This is a genomic window from Bradyrhizobium sp. USDA 4506, assembly GCF_054058795.1.
The window spans coordinates 2,088,456-2,112,090 of record NZ_JBSSBM010000002.1; the positions used below are offsets into that span (position 1 = coordinate 2,088,456).

The window sequence follows — 23,635 nt, forward strand, 5'->3', positions numbered from 1 at the left end:
TTGCGACTGAGGCCGATAGAATCTTCCGGTCGCTGTGCAGATCGTTATCAAAATGCCGAGCGATTAGCCCTCCATGTTAGCACTGCCCGGCGGTCTGTTCGACATCAGCCAAAACGCGATCACGTCGCCAGCGAGCAAACCGGCGGACGCCAGTCCGCGCTTTCGTGGGTTACGATCCACGTAATCCTGCAAGCTGCTGCAATTCTGGGCGTTCTTAACGCGCGCGGAAGGTCAGGCCGGCGCGCTCCTGCAGACGCTCGCGCGCGGACAGCTTCCGGGCCGCTTGGCATGTCCCAAACGGGGCCATGAGCCGACGTCGCTCCAATCCCGCGCGATACTTGTCAGGCTTCTTAGCGGCCATAAGGGAAGCAGCGGTGACGATCGAGTGTGAGACCGAAATGCGCTCCCAGCGCAGCGATGGCCGCTTCCTGCTCAGGATAAGGATCGGCATTGGATGCGGCAACGATGATGATCCGGAACCTGCCGCGATCCTTGCCACCCGGTGGCAGCATCGCTGTAGCCAGTGCATTGCCCTCCCTGTCGCGCAACGTGAGGAAAACCGGCATCTCTCGTCGTACATGGGCCTCGAGGCCGATGTCGCGCTCGATCGCGTTGGGCCGCTCCGGACGCCAGGACTGGAGTGCCTTCTCCCGCTCGTTGCGGAAATATTTCTCGACGTTGTGGTTCATCAGGCGCGACTCATGCGCCGCTTCACCTTCCGTCTCGATACGGAACCAGGTCTTACCCTTCGGCGCGTCGCAAACATACTGCATTTCGCTCGTCCTGCGATCGCCACGATTCTAGGGCGTCGGGCCTGCAAAGCCAACATGAGATTCGCACCCGTGAATAACGCTGCACGATCGTATAATCGGAAGTTTGGCTGCAACACCGCGCGACTATTGCCTGAGAGGCGATGGCAGAGCTCCGATCTGCTGCGGCTTCGCAAAACGGTTCGGTACGTCCAGCCTGGTAAATCTGTTCACTGAAACGTCCGCTGTGGGTCATGTTCGACGGGCTTAACCGGGTATCTCACCGGTTGATGTCCGTGTTGCCCCGGAAGCAGACCTGGAGAAGGGGGCGAAGCGACGCCGGCAGCAGCCGCAGCGCCCTCGTGATGCCGCCAGTCAAATCGCACATGTGCAGCAAATGCTGCCGCACGCGGCGGTCTCGGATACGAAACCCGTTGACAGCGATCGGCTTCATTCGTCCTTCCATTTGATCGAACAGCCAATGGACGACTTTTGGTCAGCCGGCGCCAGACCGGTGGTCGCAATCGCGCGCATGGCCTCGACAAGCTCTCGGGGCGCCCCGGCGCGAGGCGGGGTTGTGCGCCCTTCGTCGAGCCGGCCGCGATACTTGAGCTTGCGGTCGGCATTGTAACCGAAGAAGTCCGGCGTACAGACCGCCCCATACGCCCGAGCGACTGTCTGGGTCTCGTCGTGGAGATATGGAAACGGGAATTCATGAGCCTTCGCGAAACGCTTCATATTCTCAAATGAATCTTCAGGATAGCTCGCCGCATCGTTCGAGCAAATCGCCGCAAAGCCTACGCTCTCCGACATCAGCACGCGGGCGTCCGCAACCATGCGGTCGATCACCGCCTTAACGTAGGGACAATGGTTGCAGATGAAGACGACGACCGTGCCTTTTTTCCCCGCAACGTCGTCCAGTGCGTAGGTCTTGTCGTCGGTGGCCGGAAGCCGGAACCCCGCCGCCGGCGTATCAAGAACGAGTTGGGTAGCTGGTGTCGCCATATCGCACCTCCTCGTGCCCCAATATACGCTGATGACGGCCTGCTGGGGCACAGTTTCCAAAACCTTTTCGCCAGTCGCGCCGTTTTGACCGTACGTCGACCCTTCCCGGGCGACCCTTAACAGCCGCGATTTGGACGAGCGCGGGAATTCGTCGGTGTGGACCGCGAACGGACATTAGCACCTCCAATGCCCGGCGCGTGGGGCGGCGACCATAATATGCTGCTGTCTAAAGTTTGTTCGTCCGGCGCCTCTGAATGATTGCCTCGACACTCACCGCCGGCCGCGCTCCTGCGATCGTTTTTCGCCGATCAGACAGGGCACCCGGGGCTCTTTCTCCGCGGCTGGCACGATCCCGCTCTCTTGCGTGAGGCCCGCAACTTCGCGAACAAGCTTGGTCCGGATCGCTTCCTGAAATTTTTCGCGATCTTTGATCGTCATGATGAAGGCGCCCGGCCCCCCGATCACGCAGTCCTCGTAATAGAGATCGAGATTCTCGATATCGGTCGTCGAGAGGGATGGCTCCTTCACCATGATCGGGAGGCCGTTGATAATGATGCCCTTCTCCAGGGCAGCGTCGCGGGCGCCGGTTACGGGGGCTCCGTCGTTGTTCGGCCCATCGCCGGAAATATCGATGACGCGCCGCAACCCGCGATAGGGGTTCTCTTCGAACAGCTGCACCGCAAAATCAATCGCGCCGGAAATCGAGGTACTCGAGCCGCGACGAACCGGCGCTTTCATGATCTCGGCGGCCACGGCATCCGCCGATTCCGGGCCGTCGATCACGCGCCAGGGAATGATGATCTTTTCGTCGCCCGACATCGACCACTCGAAATAGGTCACGGCCACCTTGCTGCCCGGAACGGCCCTCAGCGCCTGAAGGAAGTCTTTCGACATGATGGCCTGTGCATAGCCCTCGCGCTGAATGGCGAGTTCGTCCATATCCATCGAATAGGAGACGTCGACTGCGATAACGAGCTCGACATTGACGGGCTGTACACTGCGGTTGGTGTCGGCGAATCGAGAGTTCGGGGTCGGCGCGGCAATGCCCGCAACGTCACCTCCCACGATCGCCCCCGCAACAAGCACCGCCCCGACCGAGACACACCTGCGCATGGTGGCTCTCCCGTCCTTTCACGAGCATGGTGACACCCAGAACGCAGTCCGAAAAGCGGAAACATGCAATTGCCCGGAGCCCGCTTGGATCTCCGCTGGAGATTCTGTGCTGGCTGCGCCCTTCGGATCGCAATGCCTTACGCCAGGACACGATGAACCCCTCGCCGGAGGCACTCGGTCACGCATTTGCCTGCGGCATCGCTATCACTAATGCGCGCGCCGGGTGCCGTTATTGACCGGTCTCGGGGCTGCACTCGTTCGCGCGTCTGCCTGCGGCACCGCTATCACCTGACACGCGACCGGGTGCGTTTTCTCTGGCCTCCGCGTTGCTCCAGCGTTTGACCGTTCAGCCATTCCGGGACTGATAACAATTCTCTTATGCAGCCACACCAGACCGGTCGCTTCAAGGCCAAGCCCTACGAGCGCTTCGCGGCCTTGACCCGTCCGTTCTGGCGCGGCATGGGGCTTGGCATGGATCTCGGGCACCCGAGAACCAGCACCAAGCGATCGTTGAGAGGCTCGCTGTCTGCGATTTGCTTCGGTCTTTTTTGCTAGTGCATCGGGAGAAAATGCTCTCCGTCGCTCAATAAAGCCATGCAGCCCAGCTGGCTGCTCGCTTCTGCAGGTCTGCGACTGCTACGCATGGCTGTTGCGAGTTGCCCCAACGAGCTGTCCTGGGGAAAGAAGCCGAGCAGGTCCGGGCTCCCGACCATGGTCGGCATGGGGGGCCCAGAGCTCCAGGCTGGCGGTCTCGGATGAGAAAGGAAGGCAGGACGCAGGCGAACCCTCAGTTCAAGGAAGGTAACTCTTGGCCCAAACCGAACGTTATGCCGGTGCCGCATGTCTCGGAAGGGCCAAGCACCGACTTGGCGGGGAGGGCAGCCCTTGGCGCAAAGCGGTCATTCTGCCGGACCCGCACGTCTCTGCAGGGCCAAAGGCTGACGTTACGCTCGGCTCTCCGGCGGGGTCACAATAGGTTGGGCAGGACGATGACTGGGATTGCGCTGGCACTCCGGGCGGTGCAGACCGCGGCCGTTCCTTGCCGGCAAGCGGGGGATCACGATTGTGTACGGTCGTAGGCGGCGCTAGACTCCTCCGGCTAAGGATCGGCGCTCTATGGGAGGTCGATATGGAGCTGGCGGACTGGCTGCGACGCCTGGGGTTAGACCAGTACGAAAGCGCATTTCGTGAGAACGACGTGGACACGGAGACGCTGCTCAGCTTGACGGCAGAGGATTTGCGTGAGCTCGGCGTCACGTCACTGGGACATCGCAAGAGGCTCCTCTCGGCGATCGCCGCCTTATCCCAGCCGCGTGACGGAGCGGTGGAGGACGATCGCGGGCTGCCGGTGGCGGAAGTCAGTTCCTCGCCGCCGTCGAGGAAAATGGAGCGCGCCGAGCGCCGTCATCTGACAGTGATGTTCGCCGACCTTGTCGGGTCGACTGCCCTCTCGGTGCGTCTAGACCCCGAGGACATGAGAGAGATCCTTGCGGCCTACCACCAGGCGGTTGCAGCAGCGGTGGCGCGCTTCGAGGGATACATCGCCAAGCTTATGGGCGACGGCGTACTCGTCTATTTCGGCTGGCCGCAGGCACATGAGGACGAGGCCGAACGTGCCGTGCGCGCCGGGCTTGCAATCGTGGAAGCCGTAGGGAGGCTAGACAAACGAGCGGGTGTCGCCCTTTCCACGCGTGTCGGGATCGCAACCGGGCCGGTCGTCGTTGGCGACCTCATCGGGGAAGGGGCTGCCCAGGAAGAGGGAGTTGTTGGGGCCACGCCCAACTTCGCAGCGCGTTTGGAGCAGCTCGCAGAACCCGGTGCTGTGGTGATCTCCGAAAGCACACGGCGCCTCCTTGGCAGCTGGTTCACACTCACCGATCTGGGCCTGCAGCAGATCCGAGGGATCGAAGCCCCGCTACCGGCGTTCCGCGTTCTTGGCGAAGCGGCAGCCGAGGGTCGGTTCGAGGCCTTGCGACGCGCCGATGTTGGCCCGCTGATCGGACGCGAACACGAACTCGCTCTCCTCCTCGACCGCTGGGAGATGGCCAAAAGCGGCGAGGGTCAGGTCGTGCTGCTATCCGGCGAGGCCGGCATCGGCAAGTCTCGGATCGTCCTTGCACTCCGTGAGCGTCTCCGAAACGAACCTCGCTTCCGCATCGGGTATTACTGTTCGCCCCATCATGCCAACAGTGCGCTCTGGCCCGTGGTCACCCAGCTCCAGAGGGCGGCCGGGTATCTCCGAGAGGATGCACCCTCATTAAAGCTCGAAAAGCTGGAGCGGCTTCTCGGCACGGCCGGCGAGTTCGGGGAAGACGCGGCGCTGTTGCTCGCCGAGCTGATGGGGCTGCCGCTCAGTGGAGGCTACGCGGCGCCAGGAGGGACGCCGCAAGAGAAGAAGGCGCGGCTCTTTGGCATACTCTTGGCACAGATGGAGGGGCTTTCGCGGCAGCGGCCGATGCTCGTCGTCCTGGAGGACGCGCATTGGCTCGATCCCACGTCGGCGGAGCTGTTCGAGCGAATTGTGGACAGGATCCGGGTTCTGCCAATCCTTCTCGTCACAACCTTGCGGCCTGACGTGCCGACGTCTTGGACGAATTTTCCGCACGTCACATTACTCAGTCTCAACCGCCTCGGGCGGCCAGCATCCCGAACGCTCATCCAGATGGCGGCGGGTGAACGGTCGCTTCCGCCAATCGTGATCGAAGCCATTCTCTCCCGTACGGAGGGTGTGCCTCTGTTCGTCGAGGAATTGACGAAAGCGGTCATCGAATCGGCGATCTGGAAGACAACGGCTGGCGGCAGCGATCTCGAGCTCGCCGGACCACTTCCGCCGCCGGCCATTCCGGCGACGCTGCAGGATTCGCTCATGGCGCGTCTCGACCGCCTGGCTCCGGCACGCGAGGTAGCACAGATCGCCGCCTGCATCGGTCGGGAGTTCGATGAGGACGTCGTCAGGGCGGTCGCCGGATATCCCGAGGCGCAGCTGGCGGCGGCGCTTGGTCAGCTCTGCCAGGCGGGACTCATCCAACGACGTGGGACGCCGCCCCATCATACGTACAGCTTCAAGCACGCGCTTGTCTGCGACGCGGCCTACGCCACCTTGCTCAAATCGTCCCGTCAGCAGCTGCATGCGCGCGTCGCACAAGCGATCGAGCGGTTGCGGCCAGAGATCGCGGTGGGCCAGCCCGAGATCGTCGCCCATCATTTTATTGAAGGCGCACTGCCCGACCAGGGGGCAATTTATCTGATGGCCGCCGGTCGGCTGGCAAAGGCGCGGCATGCTGTCAAAGAAGCTGTATCCCAACTTGAAACGTGCCTGCAGCTTACGACCCGTCCTCGAGGGGATGCAGCGCCGCCCGCCCGGCGCATCGAGCACGAGTGCCTCCTGATGCTCGGTGACTTGGCCGGCGTCGACGACGACCTTGATGGAGCGAACGCCTACTACGAGCGCGCCATGGCGCTTGGCGAGACCGACGCTGACCGCGACCGCGCGCGCAAGTGCATTCATCGTGCCAAGTACGCAGTACGGGAGGGTGCACGCCTCGTCTTCTACGAGCACGGCAGCGGCGAGCCGACCGTCGTTTTCATAAATCCGATCGTATACGGGCTTGCGACCTTTGAGCCGATTCTCGAGCAGCTTTGCCAGGAATTCCGTGTCATCACGGTCGACTGCCGCGGTGCCGGACGATCCGACCCTCTCGTGCGTCCTTACTCAACCCTCCAACACATGGAGGACCTCCGCGCGATCATCCACGCGGCCGCCGCCGCCCCAATCATCGGCATTGGCATCTCGCGCGGCTCAAACCTGCTCATCCAGCTTACTCATAGGCACCCGGAACTCGTCGGAAAGATCGTGACGGTGGGCACGCCGATGATTGGAACGCTGCCGAACGGGCGTCCGGTTTTTAACCCGGATTACACAGCGCTTCGTCAGGACGCCTATGCGCGGGGCGCCGTTGAGGAACTAGTTCGCTTGCAAACACGGTATGTCTACAGCGAGCCAGATACCGACGAGCTACGGCGGATGGCCTCCGAGCGCATGTGCAGGTTGCCGATTGAGACGATCCTTAGCTTCTACGATCCGGACCCAGGCATGGACATCGCGCCGCTGCTCGAATCGATCGCCGTCCCAACCCTCGTTACCCACGGCCGGGAAGACCGGCTCGTCACATGCGATGCCAGCGTATTCATCGCGTCTCGCATTGCCGGCGCGCAGCTCTATCTCTTCGACGGCAGGGGACACAACCCGATGTTCTCGGCTACGGACGAGTTTTGCGATGTGCTTCGCAATTTCATTCGGACAGGACGCGCGGAAAGAACGTTTCGAGGATCGGCGGCGGCGTGAACCAAGTCTCAAACAACTGCCTGGCCGCGCAGAGCATGAGCGGCGCCCGAATACCCGAACGTCACTGACGCGCAGCGAATGTCTCAATTGGGACTTGGCGGGGAGGGCAGCTGTTGGCGCAAAGCGGTCATTCTGCCGGACCCACACGTCTTTGAACGGCGAACAGGCGACATGGGTTGAAGCCCTTGCGCCCAAGTGTCACTGGCCTATGTGAGGAGCGGCGAGCACTCGCTCATTGCGACTGCCAGCCCAGCACTACAAGAAGCAAAGGAGGATCGCATGAAATTCCGTCCGCTTCACGACCGCGTCGTGGTCAAGCGCATCGAGGCCGGACAGAAGACCGCAGGCGGCATCATCATTCCCGACACTGCCAAGGAAAAGCCCTCCCAGGGCGAAGTCATCGCCGTTGGCCCGGGTGGCCGCGACGAGAGCGGCAAGCTGATTCCGATTGATATCCAGGTCGGCGACCGCGTGCTGTTCGGCAAGTGGTCGGGCACTGAAGTCAAGATCGACGGCCAGGAGCTGTTGATCTTGAAGGAGAGCGACATCATGGGCGTTGTTACCGACGTCGCCGGCTCCAAGAAGGCGGCCTGACGCCGACCGCCGCTGACGCTCACCCCTGCGCTGCCTCGGCAAGGTGAGAGACGAATTTCAATTCTGGGAGGAAAAATATGTCAGCTAAAGAAGTCAAATTAGGCGTCGATGCCCGCGACCGCATGTTGCGCGGTGTCGACATCCTCGCCAATGCGGTGAAGGTCACTCTCGGTCCGAAGGGCCGCAACGTCGTCCTCGACAAGTCGTTCGGCGCGCCCCGCATCACCAAGGACGGCGTTGCCGTCGCCAAGGAGATCGAACTCGAGGACAAGTTCGAGAACATGGGCGCGCAGATGGTGCGGGAGGTGGCGTCGAAGGCGGCGGATGTTGCCGGCGACGGCACCACCACCGCGACCGTGCTGGCCGCCGCGATCGTGCGTGAAGGCGCCAAATCGGTTGCCGCCGGCATGAACCCGATGGATCTGAAGCGCGGTATCGATCTCGCGGTCGAGGCCGTTGTTGCGGATCTGGAAAAGAACTCGAAGAAGGTTACCTCGAACGAGGAGATCGCCCAGGTCGGCACCATTTCGGCCAACGGCGATGCCGAAGTCGGGAAGTTCCTTGCGGACGCCATGAAGAAGGTCGGCAATGAGGGCGTGATCACGGTCGAGGAAGCCAAGTCGCTCGAGACCGAGCTCGACGTCGTCGAGGGCATGCAGTTCGACCGCGGCTACATCTCGCCCTATTTCGTCACCAACGCCGACAAGATGCGCGCTGAAATGGAAGACGCCTACATCCTGATCAACGAGAAGAAGCTCTCCTCGCTGAACGAGCTGCTGCCGCTGCTCGAGGCCGTGGTGCAGAGCGGAAAGCCGCTGGTCATCGTCGCTGAAGACGTCGAAGGCGAGGCACTCGCTACCCTCGTCGTCAACCGCCTGCGTGGCGGCCTGAAGGTCGCGGCCGTGAAGGCCCCGGGCTTCGGCGATCGCCGCAAGGCCATGCTGCAGGACATCGCGATCCTGACCGGCGGCCAGGCCATCTCGGAAGACCTCGGCATCAAGCTCGAGAACGTGACGCTCAACATGCTCGGCCGCGCTAGGAGGGTGATGATCGACAAGGAGAACACCACGATCGTCAACGGCGCCGGCAAGAAGGCCGACATCGACGCCCGCGTTGCCCAGATCAAGGCGCAGATCGAGGAGACCACCTCGGACTACGACCGTGAGAAGCTGCAGGAGCGTCTCGCCAAGCTCGCAGGCGGCGTCGCGGTGATCCGCGTCGGCGGCGCGACCGAGGTCGAGGTGAAGGAGCGCAAGGATCGCGTGGATGACGCGATGCATGCGACCCGTGCGGCCGTCGAGGAAGGCATCGTTCCGGGCGGCGGCGTCGCCCTGCTCCGTGCCTCCGTGCATCTCAAGGGCATCCGGACCAAGAACGACGACCAGAAGACCGGCGTCGAGATCGTGCGCAAGGCGCTGTCGTCTCCCGCTCGCCAGATCGCGATCAATGCCGGCGAGGATGGCTCCGTCATCGTCGGCAAGATCCTCGAGAAGGATCAATATTCGTTCGGCTTCGACAGCCAGACCGGCGAGTACGGCAATCTCGTCACCAAGGGCATCATCGACCCGACCAAGGTAGTTCGCGTCGCGATCCAGAACGCCTCGTCCGTAGCGGCGCTTCTGATTACCACCGAAGCCATGGTAGCCGAAGTGCCGAAGAAGAACACCGGCGCTGGTGCCGGCGGTATGCCCCCGGGCGGCGGGATGGGTGGCATGGACTTCTGAGCTCAACCGTTCAGCGCTCGAGGGAAAAGGCCCGGCAGCGATGCCGGGCCTTTCCGCGTTGCCATTGAAGGCGGTGAGGGGTAGCAGTGGCCGTTGCGGCCAGCACACGCGTTCACTTTACCTGCCTGATCTCCTCGCTCACCCTGATGACCCGCTTCTTGCTCTTGCGCCATTTTCCTTCCACGCCGATGTCCGGCACCGGAAATCCTTTTTCACAACGAGCAGATCACGCCTAACGTTTGAATACACCTCGACCATGTCGTCTCCCAAATTCCTTGAAAGCATTGTTTGAGAGCAAAGCGCGGCTCGCAGAAATGCAACCGGCTCCCCGAGATTGATGCCAATGCGTAGCTTAAGGGAGCTTCGGCCTGACGCGATGCTTTCCTGTACCTCCACCGCGCATCGCTCCGCAGCCGACGGACTTGCGAACTCGGCCAATGCGCCGTCACCTGTGGTCTTGATTAGTCGCCCGTCGTGGCGGGAGAGGCTAGGCTCGATTACTTCGTGCTTCAGCCGCTCGAACTCGGCGTAGGTGGCTTCCTCAGCGCGTTGCATCAACGCAGAGTAGCCGAACACGTCGGCCGCCAAGATCGCCGCTAGTCGCCCTTGAACCCGCTGCTCTGTCACAGCGCACTCCGAACGACCAAACTAGCCCCGCCGGTGGGACAGGGGAGGAGCCTAGCACTTTGTTGCTGTCCTGTGAGCGGTAATCGCGGGAAAGCCCTGTTTGCCGCAAGCGGCATCTGCCGGGCCCGTGGCACGGCGGCAATGGGCGTGCGTCAACTCAGGAGGTCAGAGTTGGGTCATTTTCGACCGATTCAGGCAGCTTTGCCTAGCGGCTTATATCCGCTTCGCGCTGAAAGCGACCGTAGTGCTGCGTTGGCGCGATCTGACGCGATGGGCCAATAAGCGACATTGCCAAGCCGAGGCAATCAATTGAACGGTGGCGTTGGACAGAGCGGCACCGCAGGACGCGCGGCGCGCTGATATGTGCTAAGCTTTTCTGGCCGGTAAGGCATCGGGAGAGGATTGTGACGCGACGCGAGTTCATCGCACTCGGCAGCAGCGCGGCGGCAATCCGACCGCTCGGTGCGCGTGCAGAGCACCCGCCAGAACGTGTCCTCTATTTCACATACTCGGCCGGCTATCGGCACAACGTCATACCACTTTCCGGGGCAATCCTGACGCAGCTTGGAAGGAATTCCGGTGCCTTTGAAGTCATTGCAACGGAAGACGTGTCTGAATTTTCGACCGGAAACCTCGAGCGGTACGCCGCTGTGATGTTTTACACAAGCGGTGAAATTCCGATGAGCGGCGTCCAAAAGATGGCTCTTCTCAACTTTGTGCGCTCAGGCCGTGGCTTCCTCGGCGTTCACTCGGCCACGGACACATTCTACACTTGGCCAGACTATCTCGATCTGATCGGCGGCTACTTCAATGGTCATCCCTGGCATCAGAATGTGACTATCCAGGTGGCTGATGCAGCAGATCCACTGGTGGCGTTTCTCGGGAATTCGTTGCAGTTGAACGATGAAATCTACCAGATCAGCGACTTCGACTATCGTGGATCACGCGTGCTCCTGCGCCTCGACCAGGGTTCAGTGGACCTCAGCAAGGCCGGTGTGCATCGACGCTTCTATGGTTGGCCGCTCGCCTGGAAACGATTTTTCGGCGAGGGACGAGTATTCTATTCGGCGCTCGGCCACGAGGCGTCAGTCTGGCAGGACCCGCGCTGCCAGACAATTCTCACTAACGCTATCCTCTGGTCTACGAGAAGGTCGGCCTAGTGCCACCGGAATTGCAACGGTAGGAGGACATCATGAGACGACGCCGCGTATTGCGACTCGGGCTCGGCGGGATCGCTGCGCTCGGCGTCCTTCCCCTGATCGGAGCGACTGCTGATGGCCCCGAAACATTCGTCTACGTCTCGAACGCTGGCACCAAGGACATCTATGTCCTCGGCATGAACCGCGACACCGGTGAGCTCACCATGGTCGAGAAGGCGCCGGTGCCGGGCGCGGAGAAGACGTCGCTGGTCAGCCTGCCGATGGCGCTGGCCCCAAACGAGCGTTTCCTTTACGCGCAACTGCGCAGCGAACCGTATCCGGTGTCGACGTTCTCCATCGACCATACCAACGGGAAGCTCACCCATCTCAACGCGACGGCGCTGGTCGATCAGATGGCCTACATCAACGTCGATAAGACTGGCAAATACCTGCTCGGCGCGTCCTATGCCGGCGCCAAAGTGGCAGTCTACCCGATCGACGCGCGCTATCTCGTTGAAGACAAGGCGACCCAGATCATCGACACCAAGCCGAAGGCCCATTGCGTCTCCATCGACGCCAGCAACAAGCATGCCTATGTGCCGGTGCTCGGCGCCGATTACGTGATGCAGTTCAAGTTCGATGCCAGCACCGGCATGATGACGCCCAACGATCCGCCCACGGTGGCCACCAAGGCCGGCGCCGGCCCGCGCCATTTCATCATCCACCCGAACGGCAAATGGGGTTATCTCATCACCGAGACGACCGCGACGATTGGCACCTATTCGATCGACGAGGACAAGGGTACCCTTACCGAGGTGGCGTTCGTCGACACCGGCGATTACAACCAAAAAGATTCGGCCTTTGCATCCGACATCCATATCACGCCGAACGGAAACTTCCTCTACGGCGCCGTGCGCACGACCAGCATGCTGCATGGGTACAAGATCGATCCCGAGAGGGGCACACTGACCGGGATCGGCAAATGGCCGACCGAGAAGACCCCGCGCGGCTTCAATATCGATCCGCGCGGAAAGTTCTTGCTGGCCGTGGGGATGGATTCAGCGAGCCTGACCGTCCATGCGATCGACCAGAACAGCGGTGAGCTGAAGAGCGTCAAGCAATATCCGATGGGTAAGCAGCCGAACTGGGTTGAGATCGTCGATAGGATCCACGACTAACCGACCCTCATACCGTATTGGCCGCGCTTGCCCCGGCCAGCCAACAGACCCCCGGGTCAAGCCCGGTCAAAAGCCGCTAGAAACGGTTGGATCGCGGTGCGCAGTTACGCTCTGCGCAACTCCTTTTCAGGAGGTCGTCGTACATGTTGTCAAAAATCTGGGGAGGATGCCTTTTCGGTTCACCAGCTCAGTCTGGCCGATACGCTTACTTGTCGGACGCCAATTCGCGATGTCCGCATCGGGTCTTGGTCGTGTAAAAACGCCAGTCCCGAGGCAGTCGGGACTGGATTGGTGTCATGCCGCGATCGCAGCCATCAGCGGCTTGATCCCGACGATGTTCATGACCCGTGTCAGATTGTAGGCCAGGACGGAGAGCGCCATTTCGGCCGCCACTTTCGGAAGCGTTTTGGTGAGGAAGTGTGTCGCTCCCATGCGGGCCTTCATGGTGCCGAACGGATGCTCGACAGTTTCGCGGCGCTGACGCATGGCGTGCGGGCTTGCATCAAGGCGCTGCTGCACAGCCTCGAGCAGATGCTCATGCTCCCATCGCGTAATCCGCCGTTCTGACCCAGGCGTGCATTGGGTCTTGAGCGAACAGCTTTGACAGGCCGTGGTCCAGTAGCGCCGCAGCACCTTGCTGTCTTCTTCATTCGTATAGCGATATGATAGCCGCTCCCCGGCCGGGCAGCGATAGACGTCCTCCTCTGGCAAATAGGCAAAGTCCTGTTTACCGAAGCGTCCGTCTGCCTTAGCGCCGGACGTTAGCGGTTTGGGCAGAGTTACCGTGATGCCCGCTTCGTGGCACGCAAGGATCTCTGGGCTGTTGAAGTAGCCGCGATCGGCTACAGCTTCGAGCGTCTCAGTCTTCAGAACAGCCTTCGCCCGCTTGGCCATATTGGCAAGTTGTGCCCGATCCGAGCCGCTGTTCGTCACCTCGTGCGTCACAATCAGATGGTGTTCGGTGTCTACGGCGACCTGTACGTTGTAGCCGACAACACCAGAGCCGCGCCCGCTCGTCGCCATCGAGCGGCTGTCGGGGTCGGTCAGGGAGATTTGCTGGTCGGGTGACGCAAGCATCTGCTTCTCGTAGACGGCAAGCTTGCCCATTTCCTCCTTCAGTTTCGTCAGCTTCTCGGTAAGCCTCGTCACCTTCGTGGCCAGGGCCTCGGTCGGCTCCTGGCGGTCGGCCGTGTCAAGTTGGCTCAGATAGCGCGCGACGCTCTCCTCCAACTGAGCACGCCGTCGCTCCATCTTCGCGCGCGTGAAGTTCCTGTCCCGGTTGTTCACGGCCTTGAACTTGCTGCCATCGATGGCGACGCTCGCCGTCGCCAGCAGACCCATCTCTCGGCAGAGTTCGACGAAGCGCGCACATACCCTGCGCAGCGCCAGGCCGTTGTCCTTGCGGAAGTCCGCAATCGTCTTGTGATCGGGAGCGAGCCGACCCAGCAGCCACATCACCTCGACGTTGCGCCCGGCCTCTCGTTCCAGCCGCCGGCTCGACTGTACCCGGTTCAGATAACCGTAAATGTAAAGCTTCAGGAGCACCGAGGGATGGTACGACGGCCGACCGGTGGCCGCCGGCTCCACACCCTCAAAGCCCATCTCAGCCAAACCGAGCGCATCGACAAATACGTCGATCACGCGAACAGGGTTGCTCTCGTCAATGAAGTCATCGAGGCATTCGGGCAACAGCGACCGCTGTCCACGATCCGCCTCTTCAACGAAGCGCCTCATCGATTCCCCCAAAGAATCACAGGAGAATCATAACAGCAGCCCAGCGTTTTCACACAGCCAGGGTCAAAAGCAGCGGTCGAGGTGAGCGAGGGCCGATGTCCGGTCTGGTGCGGACAGCAGACAGGGCAACGGCTTAAGCGTTGTTCGACTCAGGGCCAACAGGCGACATCGCCGCTAATTGAGGCGGCCTCCAGATTGCATAAATAATAGTACAATTATGTGTTGGACGGCCCTGCAGCTTTAGTCCTAGCCTCTCGCGAGACGCACCCGGCGGATGCAAGCGGCCGGTCCTCCGCTGCTCAGATCCGGATGGCCGCAGCCGTGCCCGAACTGGAGGCGAATCATGAAAGCGAGATCGCTTGCTCTCGTCAGTGCCCTCTTCATCATACTGCCCCCGCTCGCCAGCGACGTGTTCGCGCAACTGGCGGACGCGTCCGCCAAGCGGCGGGCGATCGTCTTCGTCTGGGACGGGCTGCGCGCTGACGACCTGGCACCGGAAATCACGCCGAACTACTTCGCGCTCGCGCGAACTGGTGTCATCTTCGCCGACCATCACGCGGTGTATCCAACGTTTACGATGATGAACTCCGCCTCCATCGCGACAGGCACCTATCCGGGCACGCATGGATTCTACGGCAACGTGGTGTACGCCCCGCGCGCGAGCGGAAAGAACGCCAAAGGCGCCGAGATCGACTTTTCGGCGCCGGCCTTCATCGAGGATTTCGGCGTGGTCGAGGCGGTGCGCGAAGCCTACCAGGGCAGGTTGACGCGGGTTCCGACACTGCTGCAGGCAGCACAGGCCAACGGCCTGACCACCGCAGCCGTGGGCAAGTTCGGCGCCGCCTTCATTCAGGACTATCTACGGGGCGGCATCATTCTCGACGAGGACGCGGCGATACCGCTCGCCTTCGCCAAGGAACTGCAGAACGCGGGCTACGCGCTGCCGCGCAACAGCATTAACGCCCATCCGGCTCGCGAACTGAATCTCGCCAAGGATAACGGCGATCCCACTGCGCCGATCCCGATCCAGCGGCTGAAGGACGGGCAGACCGCCAACCCACTCGATCGTACGGGGGCGCTGTCGCGGCCCGGCTTTCGGTACCTGACCGATGTATTCGTCAACTACATCTTACCGGTCAAGCAACCGGACCTGACCGTGTTCTGGTCAAAGGAGCCGGACGCCACCAACCACGCCTATGGACCGGGGACCTACAATTCGATCGACGCCACCCGGATGAATGATGAGATTCTGGGCCGCGTCATGGACAAGCTTCGCGAGCTTGGCTGGGAGCAATCGACCGACATTATCATCACCCAGGACCACAATCACAGCACGGTTTCCGGCGACGTCGCGCACTTCCCGTTGCGCGACATCGCCGACGGCGGCGCCGGCGCCGTCGATCCACATGGTTACTCGGTGTCGGGCTTCGTGCGCACAGCCGAGCTACTGTCACGCGACGGGCTCAAGGCCTACGACGGTGTTGGCTGCCGCGCTATCCCGATCCTGTCGGGCATCCTGCCCGACGGCACGCACCTGCAGCCGCTGCGGGATGACGACGACGGAAGCATTTGCGGCAAGCCCCAGAAACTTACCTCCGCGGCATTTGTTGTGCCGAAGCCAGTCCCGGCGGGTGCGGTCGTCGTGGCCGCCAACGCCGGCAGCGACTACCTGTTCGTTCCGGACGGTAACCTCGGTGTGGTGAAGGCCGCTGTCGCCAGCCTACAGAGCCGGCAGCAATTCGGCGCAATCTTCGTGAGCGACCGCTACGACGAGATCGCGGGCACGCTGCCGATGAGCCTCATCAACACGGAATCAAAGGTGGCCGGACGAGCGCCGGACGTCATCGTCAGCTTCAATTACGACGGGACCATCGCAGTGGCCGGCAAGCCGGGCATCAGCTACGCAAGCTCGGTCAACCGCCGCGGCGACCACGGTAGCTTCTCACCGACCGACACGCGTATCTCGCTGCTGGCGCGCGGTCCCGATTTCAAGGTAGGCCTCTACGACACGCTGCCCACGGCCAACGTTGACATCGCCCCGACCGTTGCGCACATCCTCAAGCTCAGCATGCCGGACTTGCAGGGTCGCGTGCTCGAGGAGGCACTGAAGGACGGCCCACCGGTCACCGACTTCAGCGTGTTGCGCAAGACACACCGCTCTTCGACCCGGACCGGCTTGACCATAAAGCTGCCGACCGATCTAGACGGCCGCGGCATTGATCCGAGACTCAGCACGTATGCGGTCGAGCTACACACCAAGGTGCTGAGCCGCGGCGGCAATAGCTATACCTATTTCGACCACGCGACATCGATCCGGGAGTAGGATGTCTGCTTCACCCCTGACAACGGGGCGACAGCGGACAATCCGGGATAGCCGCTTTGGGCCCACAAGCGGACCAAGGTCCGGCCCCGAAGCTACTTCGGATTGCGCGGGAACGGGATGAACCCGTTCTGGTTCGGCATTCTCACCTTGGGCAGCGACTGCGCATCGATCACATCGTTCGATCCGACGATTCCGTTGAGATTGAGGATATAGGCCGATACCGCGTAGGCCTCGTCCGCGGTGAGCGATTTCGACTCCAGGAATGGCATTGCGCGACGCGTGTAGTCGAACAGCGTCGTTGCGTAGGGCCAGTAACTTCCCACAGTCTTTATCGGTGTCTTGTCTGGCGCCAGTGTGCCCATGCCGCCGACGAGCGCTCCAGCGAGCGCGACACTGGGCTTTATTCCCTTCTCGCCGTGACAGGACTGACATTTCGCTACATAGATGGCTTCCCCCTCGATTGCGGTGCCACGACCAGGCGGCAGACCTGCGCCATCCGGTCCGATGCTGATGTCCCACGATGCGATATCGGCGGGCGCGATCGGTTGTCCGAACTGCGGGACTTGGGCCAGGGCCGGTGCGACGGTCAGCATAGATGCGCAGACTGCAATGGGTTTAAGCGTAAACATTGCTGGCCTCCCCCTTCTCGTCGATGTGCCAGCTTGCGATGGCGTTGTAGTGGTAGACCCCACGCAAGCCGCGCTCCTCGGCGAACTGCGCGCGCGTTGGCTGCACCATGCCCGTGTCGTCGGTGGCGCGACTCTGCAGCACGGCCGGACCGCCGTTCCATTGCCACGCTGCGCGGAAGCGCACGGGCGCCTTTGGCAGGATCGGGCCCTGCAAAGCCGCCGGCGCCCAGCTCCGTCCACCGTCAGCCGAGACGTCGACCTGTCGGATGCTGCCGTTACCCGACCAGGCTAGTCCGGAAATCTCGTAGAATCCCGGTCCTCTCAGCGCGAGTCCCGGCGACGGACGGGTGATGAAGGATTTCACTTCGATCGGGAACACGAACTGCCAGGCCTTTTCATCCTTGAGCAGGATCGTGTATTTCGATGTTTCGTCTTTGGTCATGGCGGGGCCGGCAGTCAGCTTGAGCCGGCGCAGCCACTTCACGTTCATGTTGCCCTCGAAACCAGGCAGCAGCAGCCGCACGGGATAGCCGTTCGAGGGCCGCACTCGCTCGCCGTTCTGATAGAGACAGAGGAGCGCATCATCCATCGCCTTGGTGAGGGGGATGCTGCGGCTCATGGCGGCAGCATCCGCGCCCTCGGCGATCACCCAGCGCGCCTCAGGTTCGATTCCGGCTTCGTCGAGCAACGTGGAGAGCCGCACGCCGGTCCATTCCGAGCAACCCAGCAGGCCGTGAATAGCCGCCACATTGAGTGGCTGGGCCTGAGGCGCGTTGAGCGCCTGGCTGTTGCCGCCACATTCGATGAAGGCGATGCGCGATTGCATCGGATAGCGCGACAGCGCTTCGACCGTAAACACAAGCGGGCGCTTGACAAGTCCATGGATCACCAGCCGGTGTTGATCGGGATCAATTTCCGGGACGCCGGAATGGCTACGCTCGAAATGCAGCCCGGATGGCGTGATCATTCCTTCGAGCATGAGCAGCGGCGTGCGTGACGCGCCGACACCGGCCGGGTTGGGGGGCGGCGGAAAGACTTTGACGACCTTGCTCTCGAACGGTGATGGCTGGCCGTAGCCCGCAAATCCCGGACCCGGGACCTTCATCCAAGGCTGCACCGCAAGCGGTTCTGCCGATCCGCGGGACAGGCCCGCGCCGGTCGCACCGACAACGAGCGCGCCTTCAAGAAAGATACGGCGGCTTAGAATTCCGTTGCCCGCCGCCGGATCGCCTGGTTCGGGATGAGTTTTTCTAACCATGAGCAGCACTCCCTTGTTGCGGTCAAATGAACTCGCGTGCCCGCGCGCACGGGCAGTGGCGGTGAGACCGGCACAAATGGACTGTCGGCTTTATTGAGAGTGCGATGCCTGCCGACGGCATTCCCAGCTGCCATTCGCCTCGAACGGAGACGTCGGCACGTCCCGTCTCGAAAAGCAGCTCCAAAGAAGACTACAGAATCCAACGCCTATCCAAAAGAACTTCATATGGCCAGGATGTCGCACCAACAATCCGGTCAAGACCAATGGCTCCAATTTCCGAGTTGGGTCAAAACGTGACCTCGCCAGAGTGGCAGCTCTTGGCGCAAAGCGGACCTGAACGTCTGGGGACGGAGTGGTCCGGTGAGCGGTGCGAGCGATCACCGTACAAACCAAACCAGGTTTTCCTGATCATTGACGGTATCGGAGACAAAGCCGTGCGAGTGTGGAGGTGGCTCATACTGCAAAGCACGCGCGTCCACTTAGTCGATTGACTCCGATACTTGCCGAAGCAGCCATTCCTCCGAGCGGTTTGAATTTTCCTGTGAGTTCAAGACCAAGAAGTTAGCGCGGATATACCGTCGGGATTTGACCGCCAGCTTGCAAGCTTTGTGCTTGCAAATCAACGCCGTAATGTCGTCCTAAATGATTGAGTGGGGAGTGCGATCGGCTACAATCGCGTAGGTTGGCATAGATTTTCGTGAGGTCGTTCTCACCGGTTTTCGTTCCGCGGGCGGCCAGAGCTGTGGATGCCGACTTAACTTGATCGAGACCGGCATTTCTATTCCACATTAGCGGCGGAGTGCTGTGGCGGACGGCAGCGTGGAGAAGGGCCAAAGCTCATCCACCTGCCGAGACGCCAACACTTTCTGCGTTGCGGCGGACAAGGAGTCCGGCGAGCGATTGGCTGTCGACATGGCAGCCAGGAGAACTGTTATCCAGGTCGGGTGAAAATTGAGGGCAGGGGAGTTGGCTCAAAGAACGGAAGTGGCGACCCGGTTTTTATAGATTTTCATAGAGGGGGGCATATTGCATGACGAGTGATGCGGGGCTCCATTTTGATCGAACGCCAGTGCGTGATCTTGCGGCGTTGCTTCATTCATACAATGTCGACGCGTTTAACTCGCCGTATCGATCAACTGCGCCGCTACTAGCGCTCGTTAAGGACGAACGGAACACGTTTCGGAAGGTGTTGAGTGGGTGCGAGGTGCCGATGCCGGCGGACCTCCATTTTGAGTTCAAGGTCGATCATCAGTCGAAGGGGCGAGGGACCCCTTCACACACCGATATCATGGCAATCTCCGAGAACGCATGCGTTGCCATCGAGTCTAAATGGACCGAGCCTCCATACGATACGGTCGGTACCTGGCTTTCAAAGGGCGCCGACATATCGAACCGGGAGAAAGTGCTCAAGGGGTGGCTGGCCTTGATGAGGCTCGAGTGCACGCCGCTATCGCTGAAAGAAATCGCTGATTGCGAGTATCAAATGCTGCATCGGGCAGCATCGGCCTACGCTGCAGCATCTTCTTTTGCTACGAGAAAACGCCCGATGCTCGCATACCTCAAATTCACTTCGCCGGAGATGCCGGCATCTGCTGCGTCGACGGAATACTATGTTGATGCCTTGGCGTTGATCCACAAGCGACTGCGTCCAGTGGATCTTCAGAGCTTGTGGTAGAGATGAAAATGGCACCGAGCGAGCAGTTCAGATTGATCGCAGATCGTCCCAGAACAAACCCGGCAACGGGAGTTGCTGTTCGAGGCGCGTTGCAGGAGACGTCGCTGTTCAATTTCGTAAGCGACAAGGTGTATCGGGTCAGCACCCGGACGGCATGAGTTGGGCATACCACCGCCGGCTGACCCGGCGTTCCCGCAGCAGGGGGCACTGCTTCTTGCCGACCCGGTCTTCGCCGTTTGCCTGATGGGTCGACCGCAACGGTGGACTTCTTTCGCGGTCCTTACTTCGGCAGACTCAAGGCCATCGACGCCTTCACCCGGTCCATCACGACCAGGGTTTTGAAATGCTTGATATTGTGGTTCTCGAAAAACAGGCGCTTGGTCAGCTGCTCGTATTCGTGCATTGATCCGACCGTCACGACGAGCACAAAATCCGTCTCTCCCGTCACGTAGTAGCATTGCTGCACTTCCGGGGCCGAAGCGAAACTCGCCTTTGACGCCTCCAGCAGGTCAAGCCGTTCATTCTCGATCTGGACCTCCACCAGAACGGTGATTGGTTGACCTACCGAAGCGGGGTTCAGGATCGCGACGTTGCCCTGGATAACGCCGTGCTTTTCCAGACGACTGATCCGTCGCTGCACGGCAGCCGCGGAAAGATTGACCATCTCTCCGATCGTCCGCTGTGGGGTTGTGTTGTTTCGCTGAAGAATCTCCAGGATGGCAAGGTCCTGAGGATCGAGATCATTCAAGCGAAATTCTTGTGTCGGTGGCATAGCGCGCAACAAAATCACGGGATCCGGGCTCACTTAGAGGCCTTTTCTCGACAAAGCGCAATACTGTCAGCTCCATGACAGCGGTCGATCCGGACGGCAATTGCGCCGGAGATCCGGGCCTGAGATTCCGAACGAGGTGATGATGACCACCATTACGCGCCACACCGTGCCGGGGTTACCTCCGTCGATGTCGCCGAGCAGCCACGCTGTGGAGGCGGATGGATTTGTGTTTTTGACGGGGCAATTTGCGAGAAATCTCGATGACCCCGGTTCGCGCCTTCCTGACGGTATTGCGGCACAAACCGAGCAGACCCTCAAGAACATGGAACGGGTGCTGGGTAGCCTCGGCCTTGGGATGAAAAACGTCGTTAGCGTCCGCGCGTATCTTACCAGCTTCAAGCGCGACTACGACGAAATGAACGAGGTCTACTCCCGGTTCTTTCATCCGGATCATCGACCGACCAGGACCTGCGTCGGTGTCACTGATCTCGTGAGGGACGCCCTGATCGAAATCGACTGCGTCGCAAAGCGATAAGTAGAACAATCACAAAATCCAGAAGGGGAGAAAATGCAGCAAGCCAACTCGGTATCGGCGCGCCTCGACCGCCTTCCGATCTCTAGGGTTCACAAGCGTATCGTCGCCCTCGTGGGCGGCGGCATGTTCTTTGACAACCTTGACATCTACATAGCTGGCGCAGTGCTGGGCGTATTTCTCTCAACCGGCTTTTCCAGTCTCGAACTGAACGCGTATTTCGTGTCCGCGACGTTCCTGGGCATGTTTCTGGGAACGGTCGGAGCGGGCGTCGTCGCAGATATGTTCGGTCGCCGGGTGACGTTCCAGTGGAATTTGGCGATCTTCGGCCTGGCGTCTCTCGCAGGTGCTGCCGCGCCCAACATGGAATGGGTCGTTTTCCTGCGCTTCCTTTGCGGCGTGGGCCTCGGCGCCGAGATCGTTCTGGGCTATGGGACGCTTGCCGAGTTCGTCCCGCCGCAACAACGGGGTCGCTGGGTTTCCACGCTCTCGATGATTTCCAGCATGGGGCTACTGGTGTCGACCCTGTTGAGCTGGGCGCTCATCCCGGTATTCGGTTGGCGCATCATGTTCGCTGTCCCCGGCGTCGGAGCACTGATCATCTTATGGCTTCGAAAAGCGCTTCCCGAGTCTCCGCGCTGGCTGGAAGTAAAGGGGCGGTTCAGCGAAGCGGACCTGGTTGTTTCTGCTATCGAGCGCGAGGCTCGCGGGGAGCACGGTGAACTCGGCGCTCCGGAGTGGCGGCCTGCTGTTGCACCGGGGTCGATCTGGCAAAAGGCGTTCATTCGGCCTCTGGTCCTCGGAACGGTTTTGCAGGTCATCATGTTCGCAGCCCTTTATGGCCTCGTCTCGTGGATCCCGACTTTCCTTCTCAAGCAAGGCATCCCGATCAACCAGACCCTCGGCCAGTCGGCGCTCATGTCGCTCGGCGCGCCAACGGGAGCATTCGTCGCCCGGCTTTGGGTCGATCGTTTGGGTCGACGCGCCGCGATCATCGGCGGCTCTATCGGTGCGGCCATCATGACCGTGCTGTTCGGCCAGGCCACTTCACAGGTCGCGGCCGTCGGCATCGGCTTTGCCACTTTCGCGCTGATCTACTTTCTTCTCGCGACAATCCAGGCAGTCTATTTGCCCGAGCTCTTTCCGACGTCGGTTCGTATGCGCTGCAACGCCGTCTGTGTCGGAATAGCAAGGCTTACGACGGCTGTCGTTCCCTTCGGTGTTGTCTATCTTTTCAACAACTGGGGCGTTGCTGCGGTGCTGTCCACGATCGGCGGACTCCTTTTCGTACAGGCCGTTACCATGGCGTTGCTTGGACGTGAAACCGGGGGACGTTCACTCGAACTCGCGACCGACACGATGTCTCGGCCAGTGTCGGATTACGCACCCGTCGAGGTGCCTGCGACCAAGGCGGTGCCATGAGCGGTCGGGCTCCTGATTTCGATACGCGGGACGTCAGCTCGGTCCGTCGGGCGGTACGCTCCGGTGCCTTTGTCGGCTACACGGCCGGCTTCGCGCCGGATCGCGTGCAGGCGAACATTTGCATTCTTCCTCGCAGTCATGCGGAAGACTTCCTTCTGTACTGCCAACGCAATCCGCAGCCGTGCCCCCTGATTGCGCGATCGGATGTGGGCGATCCCTGTCTTCCCAGCCTGGGCGAAGACATCGACATCCGCACCGATGTGCCGCGGTACCACGTCTTTCGCGATGGCCAACTCGCAGAAGAAGTGACGGACATATCCCGGCTCTGGCGGGACGACCTGGTAACCTTCGCTTTAGGCTGCTCCTTTTCGTTCGAGTACGCCTTGCTGGAAGCGGGAATTGCGCTCAGGTATCTCGATCGTGGCGAAGTGGCTGGCGTCTATGAGACGACGGTCGATACGACGCCTGCCGGTGACTTCCGCGCGAAGCTCGTGGTCACGATGCGACCGTTCGCAGCCCGGGAAGCAATTCGTGCCATCCAGATCACATCGCGCTTCCCGAATGTTCATGGTGCTCCCGTTCATATCGGCGATCCCGGCTTGATTGGAGTGGACCTGTCGAAGAGGTACAGAGGGGTAGGCTCGGGAGAGATGCTCTCGCACGAGATCCCGTTGTTCTGGGCGTGCGGCCTCACTCCGCAGCTCGCGACTGCAAACGCGAAGCCGCCCTTGTGCATCACGCACGCGCCGTCCTCCATGCTCGTTACCGATCTGCGCAATGCTGACCTTGCTTCGTTCTAGGCGCCGCCAATTCCAG

At 61.1% G+C, this 23,635-nt stretch carries 19 protein-coding genes; 10 read left to right on the forward strand and 9 right to left on the reverse strand.

Annotated elements, in window-relative coordinates; translation table 11 throughout:
* Positions 1-350: 350 nt before the first annotated feature.
* From ACVIHF_RS11875 to ACVIHF_RS11890, 4 genes are all read right to left on the reverse strand, one after another.
* On the reverse strand, positions 351-773 hold the full coding sequence (locus ACVIHF_RS11875) for a hypothetical protein (protein ID WP_253609025.1): 423 nt from the start codon (positions 771-773) through the stop codon (positions 351-353).
* A gap of 256 nt (positions 774-1,029) precedes the next feature.
* Positions 1,030-1,203, reverse strand: a complete 174-nt coding sequence (locus ACVIHF_RS11880) for a hypothetical protein (protein WP_253609024.1) — start codon at positions 1,201-1,203, stop codon at positions 1,030-1,032.
* The gene (locus tag ACVIHF_RS11885) at positions 1,200-1,754 is read right to left on the reverse strand and encodes a thioredoxin family protein (protein WP_253609023.1); all 555 of its coding nucleotides are present in this window, start codon (positions 1,752-1,754) and stop codon (positions 1,200-1,202) included. Before ACVIHF_RS11885 ends, ACVIHF_RS11880 begins: the two co-directional genes overlap by 4 nt.
* A 270-nt stretch (positions 1,755-2,024) precedes the next feature.
* Positions 2,025-2,867, reverse strand: a complete 843-nt coding sequence (locus tag ACVIHF_RS11890; RefSeq protein ID WP_253609022.1) for a DUF1194 domain-containing protein — start codon at positions 2,865-2,867, stop codon at positions 2,025-2,027.
* 1,129 nt (positions 2,868-3,996) lie between these two features.
* On the opposite strand from ACVIHF_RS11890, the gene ACVIHF_RS11895 reads away from it, so the two are divergent.
* The 3 genes from ACVIHF_RS11895 to groL all read left to right on the forward strand — a co-directional run bounded on the left by ACVIHF_RS11895 (position 3,997) and on the right by groL (position 9,530).
* The gene (locus tag ACVIHF_RS11895) at positions 3,997-7,212 is read left to right on the forward strand and encodes an alpha/beta fold hydrolase (RefSeq protein ID WP_456792130.1); all 3,216 of its coding nucleotides are present in this window, start codon (positions 3,997-3,999) and stop codon (positions 7,210-7,212) included.
* Positions 7,213-7,491: 279 nt separating this feature from the next.
* Entirely contained in the window at positions 7,492-7,806 is a 315-nt protein-coding gene (locus ACVIHF_RS11900; protein WP_456780762.1) for a co-chaperone GroES, read from the forward strand.
* Positions 7,807-7,883: 77 nt separating this feature from the next.
* The gene (groL, locus tag ACVIHF_RS11905) at positions 7,884-9,530 is read left to right on the forward strand and encodes a chaperonin GroEL (protein WP_456780761.1); all 1,647 of its coding nucleotides are present in this window, start codon (positions 7,884-7,886) and stop codon (positions 9,528-9,530) included.
* Positions 9,531-9,668: 138 nt separating this feature from the next.
* Here the strand turns inward: groL and ACVIHF_RS11910 are convergent, their stop codons facing one another.
* Positions 9,669-10,157: an adenylate/guanylate cyclase domain-containing protein gene (locus ACVIHF_RS11910; RefSeq protein ID WP_456780760.1), complete on the reverse strand. Its 489-nt coding sequence runs from the start codon at positions 10,155-10,157 to the stop codon at positions 9,669-9,671.
* 404 nt (positions 10,158-10,561) lie between these two features.
* Between ACVIHF_RS11910 and ACVIHF_RS11915 the strand changes: the two genes are divergently transcribed.
* Together ACVIHF_RS11915 and ACVIHF_RS11920 are read left to right on the forward strand one after the other, a co-directional pair.
* The gene (locus ACVIHF_RS11915; RefSeq protein ID WP_456792131.1) at positions 10,562-11,317 is read left to right on the forward strand and encodes a ThuA domain-containing protein; all 756 of its coding nucleotides are present in this window, start codon (positions 10,562-10,564) and stop codon (positions 11,315-11,317) included.
* A 32-nt stretch (positions 11,318-11,349) separates the two neighbouring features.
* Positions 11,350-12,474: a lactonase family protein gene (locus tag ACVIHF_RS11920; RefSeq protein WP_456780758.1), complete on the forward strand. Its 1,125-nt coding sequence runs from the start codon at positions 11,350-11,352 to the stop codon at positions 12,472-12,474.
* A gap of 294 nt (positions 12,475-12,768) precedes the next feature.
* Here ACVIHF_RS11920 and ACVIHF_RS11925 read toward each other — a convergent pair whose 3' ends face one another.
* Entirely contained in the window at positions 12,769-14,208 is a 1,440-nt protein-coding gene (locus ACVIHF_RS11925) for an IS1182 family transposase (RefSeq protein WP_253607763.1), read from the reverse strand.
* A gap of 343 nt (positions 14,209-14,551) precedes the next feature.
* Here ACVIHF_RS11925 and ACVIHF_RS11930 point away from each other — a divergent pair, with 343 nt between their 5' ends.
* A complete protein-coding gene (locus ACVIHF_RS11930; RefSeq protein WP_253609015.1) occupies positions 14,552-16,531 on the forward strand; it encodes an alkaline phosphatase family protein in 1,980 nt (659 codons plus the stop codon).
* Between the two features lie 92 nt (positions 16,532-16,623).
* Here the strand turns inward: ACVIHF_RS11930 and ACVIHF_RS11935 are convergent, their stop codons facing one another.
* Positions 16,624-17,160 (reverse strand): c-type cytochrome, encoded by a 537-nt coding sequence (locus ACVIHF_RS11935; protein ID WP_456780757.1) that lies wholly within the window; start codon positions 17,158-17,160, stop codon positions 16,624-16,626.
* Entirely contained in the window at positions 17,147-18,418 is a 1,272-nt protein-coding gene (gene soxC, locus ACVIHF_RS11940; RefSeq protein WP_456792132.1) for a sulfite dehydrogenase, read from the reverse strand. The genes ACVIHF_RS11935 and soxC overlap by 14 nt, the downstream gene beginning before the upstream one ends.
* 1,210 nt (positions 18,419-19,628) lie before the next feature.
* On the opposite strand from soxC, the gene ACVIHF_RS11945 reads away from it, so the two are divergent.
* A complete protein-coding gene (locus ACVIHF_RS11945; protein ID WP_456792133.1) occupies positions 19,629-20,093 on the forward strand; it encodes a DUF6946 family protein in 465 nt (154 codons plus the stop codon).
* Between the two features lie 280 nt (positions 20,094-20,373).
* Here the strand turns inward: ACVIHF_RS11945 and ACVIHF_RS11950 are convergent, their stop codons facing one another.
* Positions 20,374-20,865 carry an Lrp/AsnC family transcriptional regulator gene (locus tag ACVIHF_RS11950; protein ID WP_253610031.1) on the reverse strand — a complete coding sequence of 164 codons (492 nt, stop codon included), beginning with the start codon at positions 20,863-20,865 and terminating at the stop codon, positions 20,374-20,376.
* A 142-nt stretch (positions 20,866-21,007) separates the two neighbouring features.
* Here ACVIHF_RS11950 and ACVIHF_RS11955 point away from each other — a divergent pair, with 142 nt between their 5' ends.
* Genes ACVIHF_RS11955 through ACVIHF_RS11965 form a run of 3 tightly spaced genes read left to right on the forward strand, consistent with a single transcriptional unit; the run spans position 21,008 to position 23,619 of the window.
* The gene (locus tag ACVIHF_RS11955; RefSeq protein WP_253636039.1) at positions 21,008-21,400 is read left to right on the forward strand and encodes a RidA family protein; all 393 of its coding nucleotides are present in this window, start codon (positions 21,008-21,010) and stop codon (positions 21,398-21,400) included.
* A gap of 33 nt (positions 21,401-21,433) precedes the next feature.
* Positions 21,434-22,819, forward strand: a complete 1,386-nt coding sequence (locus ACVIHF_RS11960; RefSeq protein ID WP_456792134.1) for an MFS transporter — start codon at positions 21,434-21,436, stop codon at positions 22,817-22,819.
* Positions 22,816-23,619: a putative hydro-lyase gene (locus ACVIHF_RS11965; protein ID WP_456780753.1), complete on the forward strand. Its 804-nt coding sequence runs from the start codon at positions 22,816-22,818 to the stop codon at positions 23,617-23,619. Before ACVIHF_RS11960 ends, ACVIHF_RS11965 begins: the two co-directional genes overlap by 4 nt.
* The last annotated feature ends 16 nt before the right edge of the window (positions 23,620-23,635 follow it).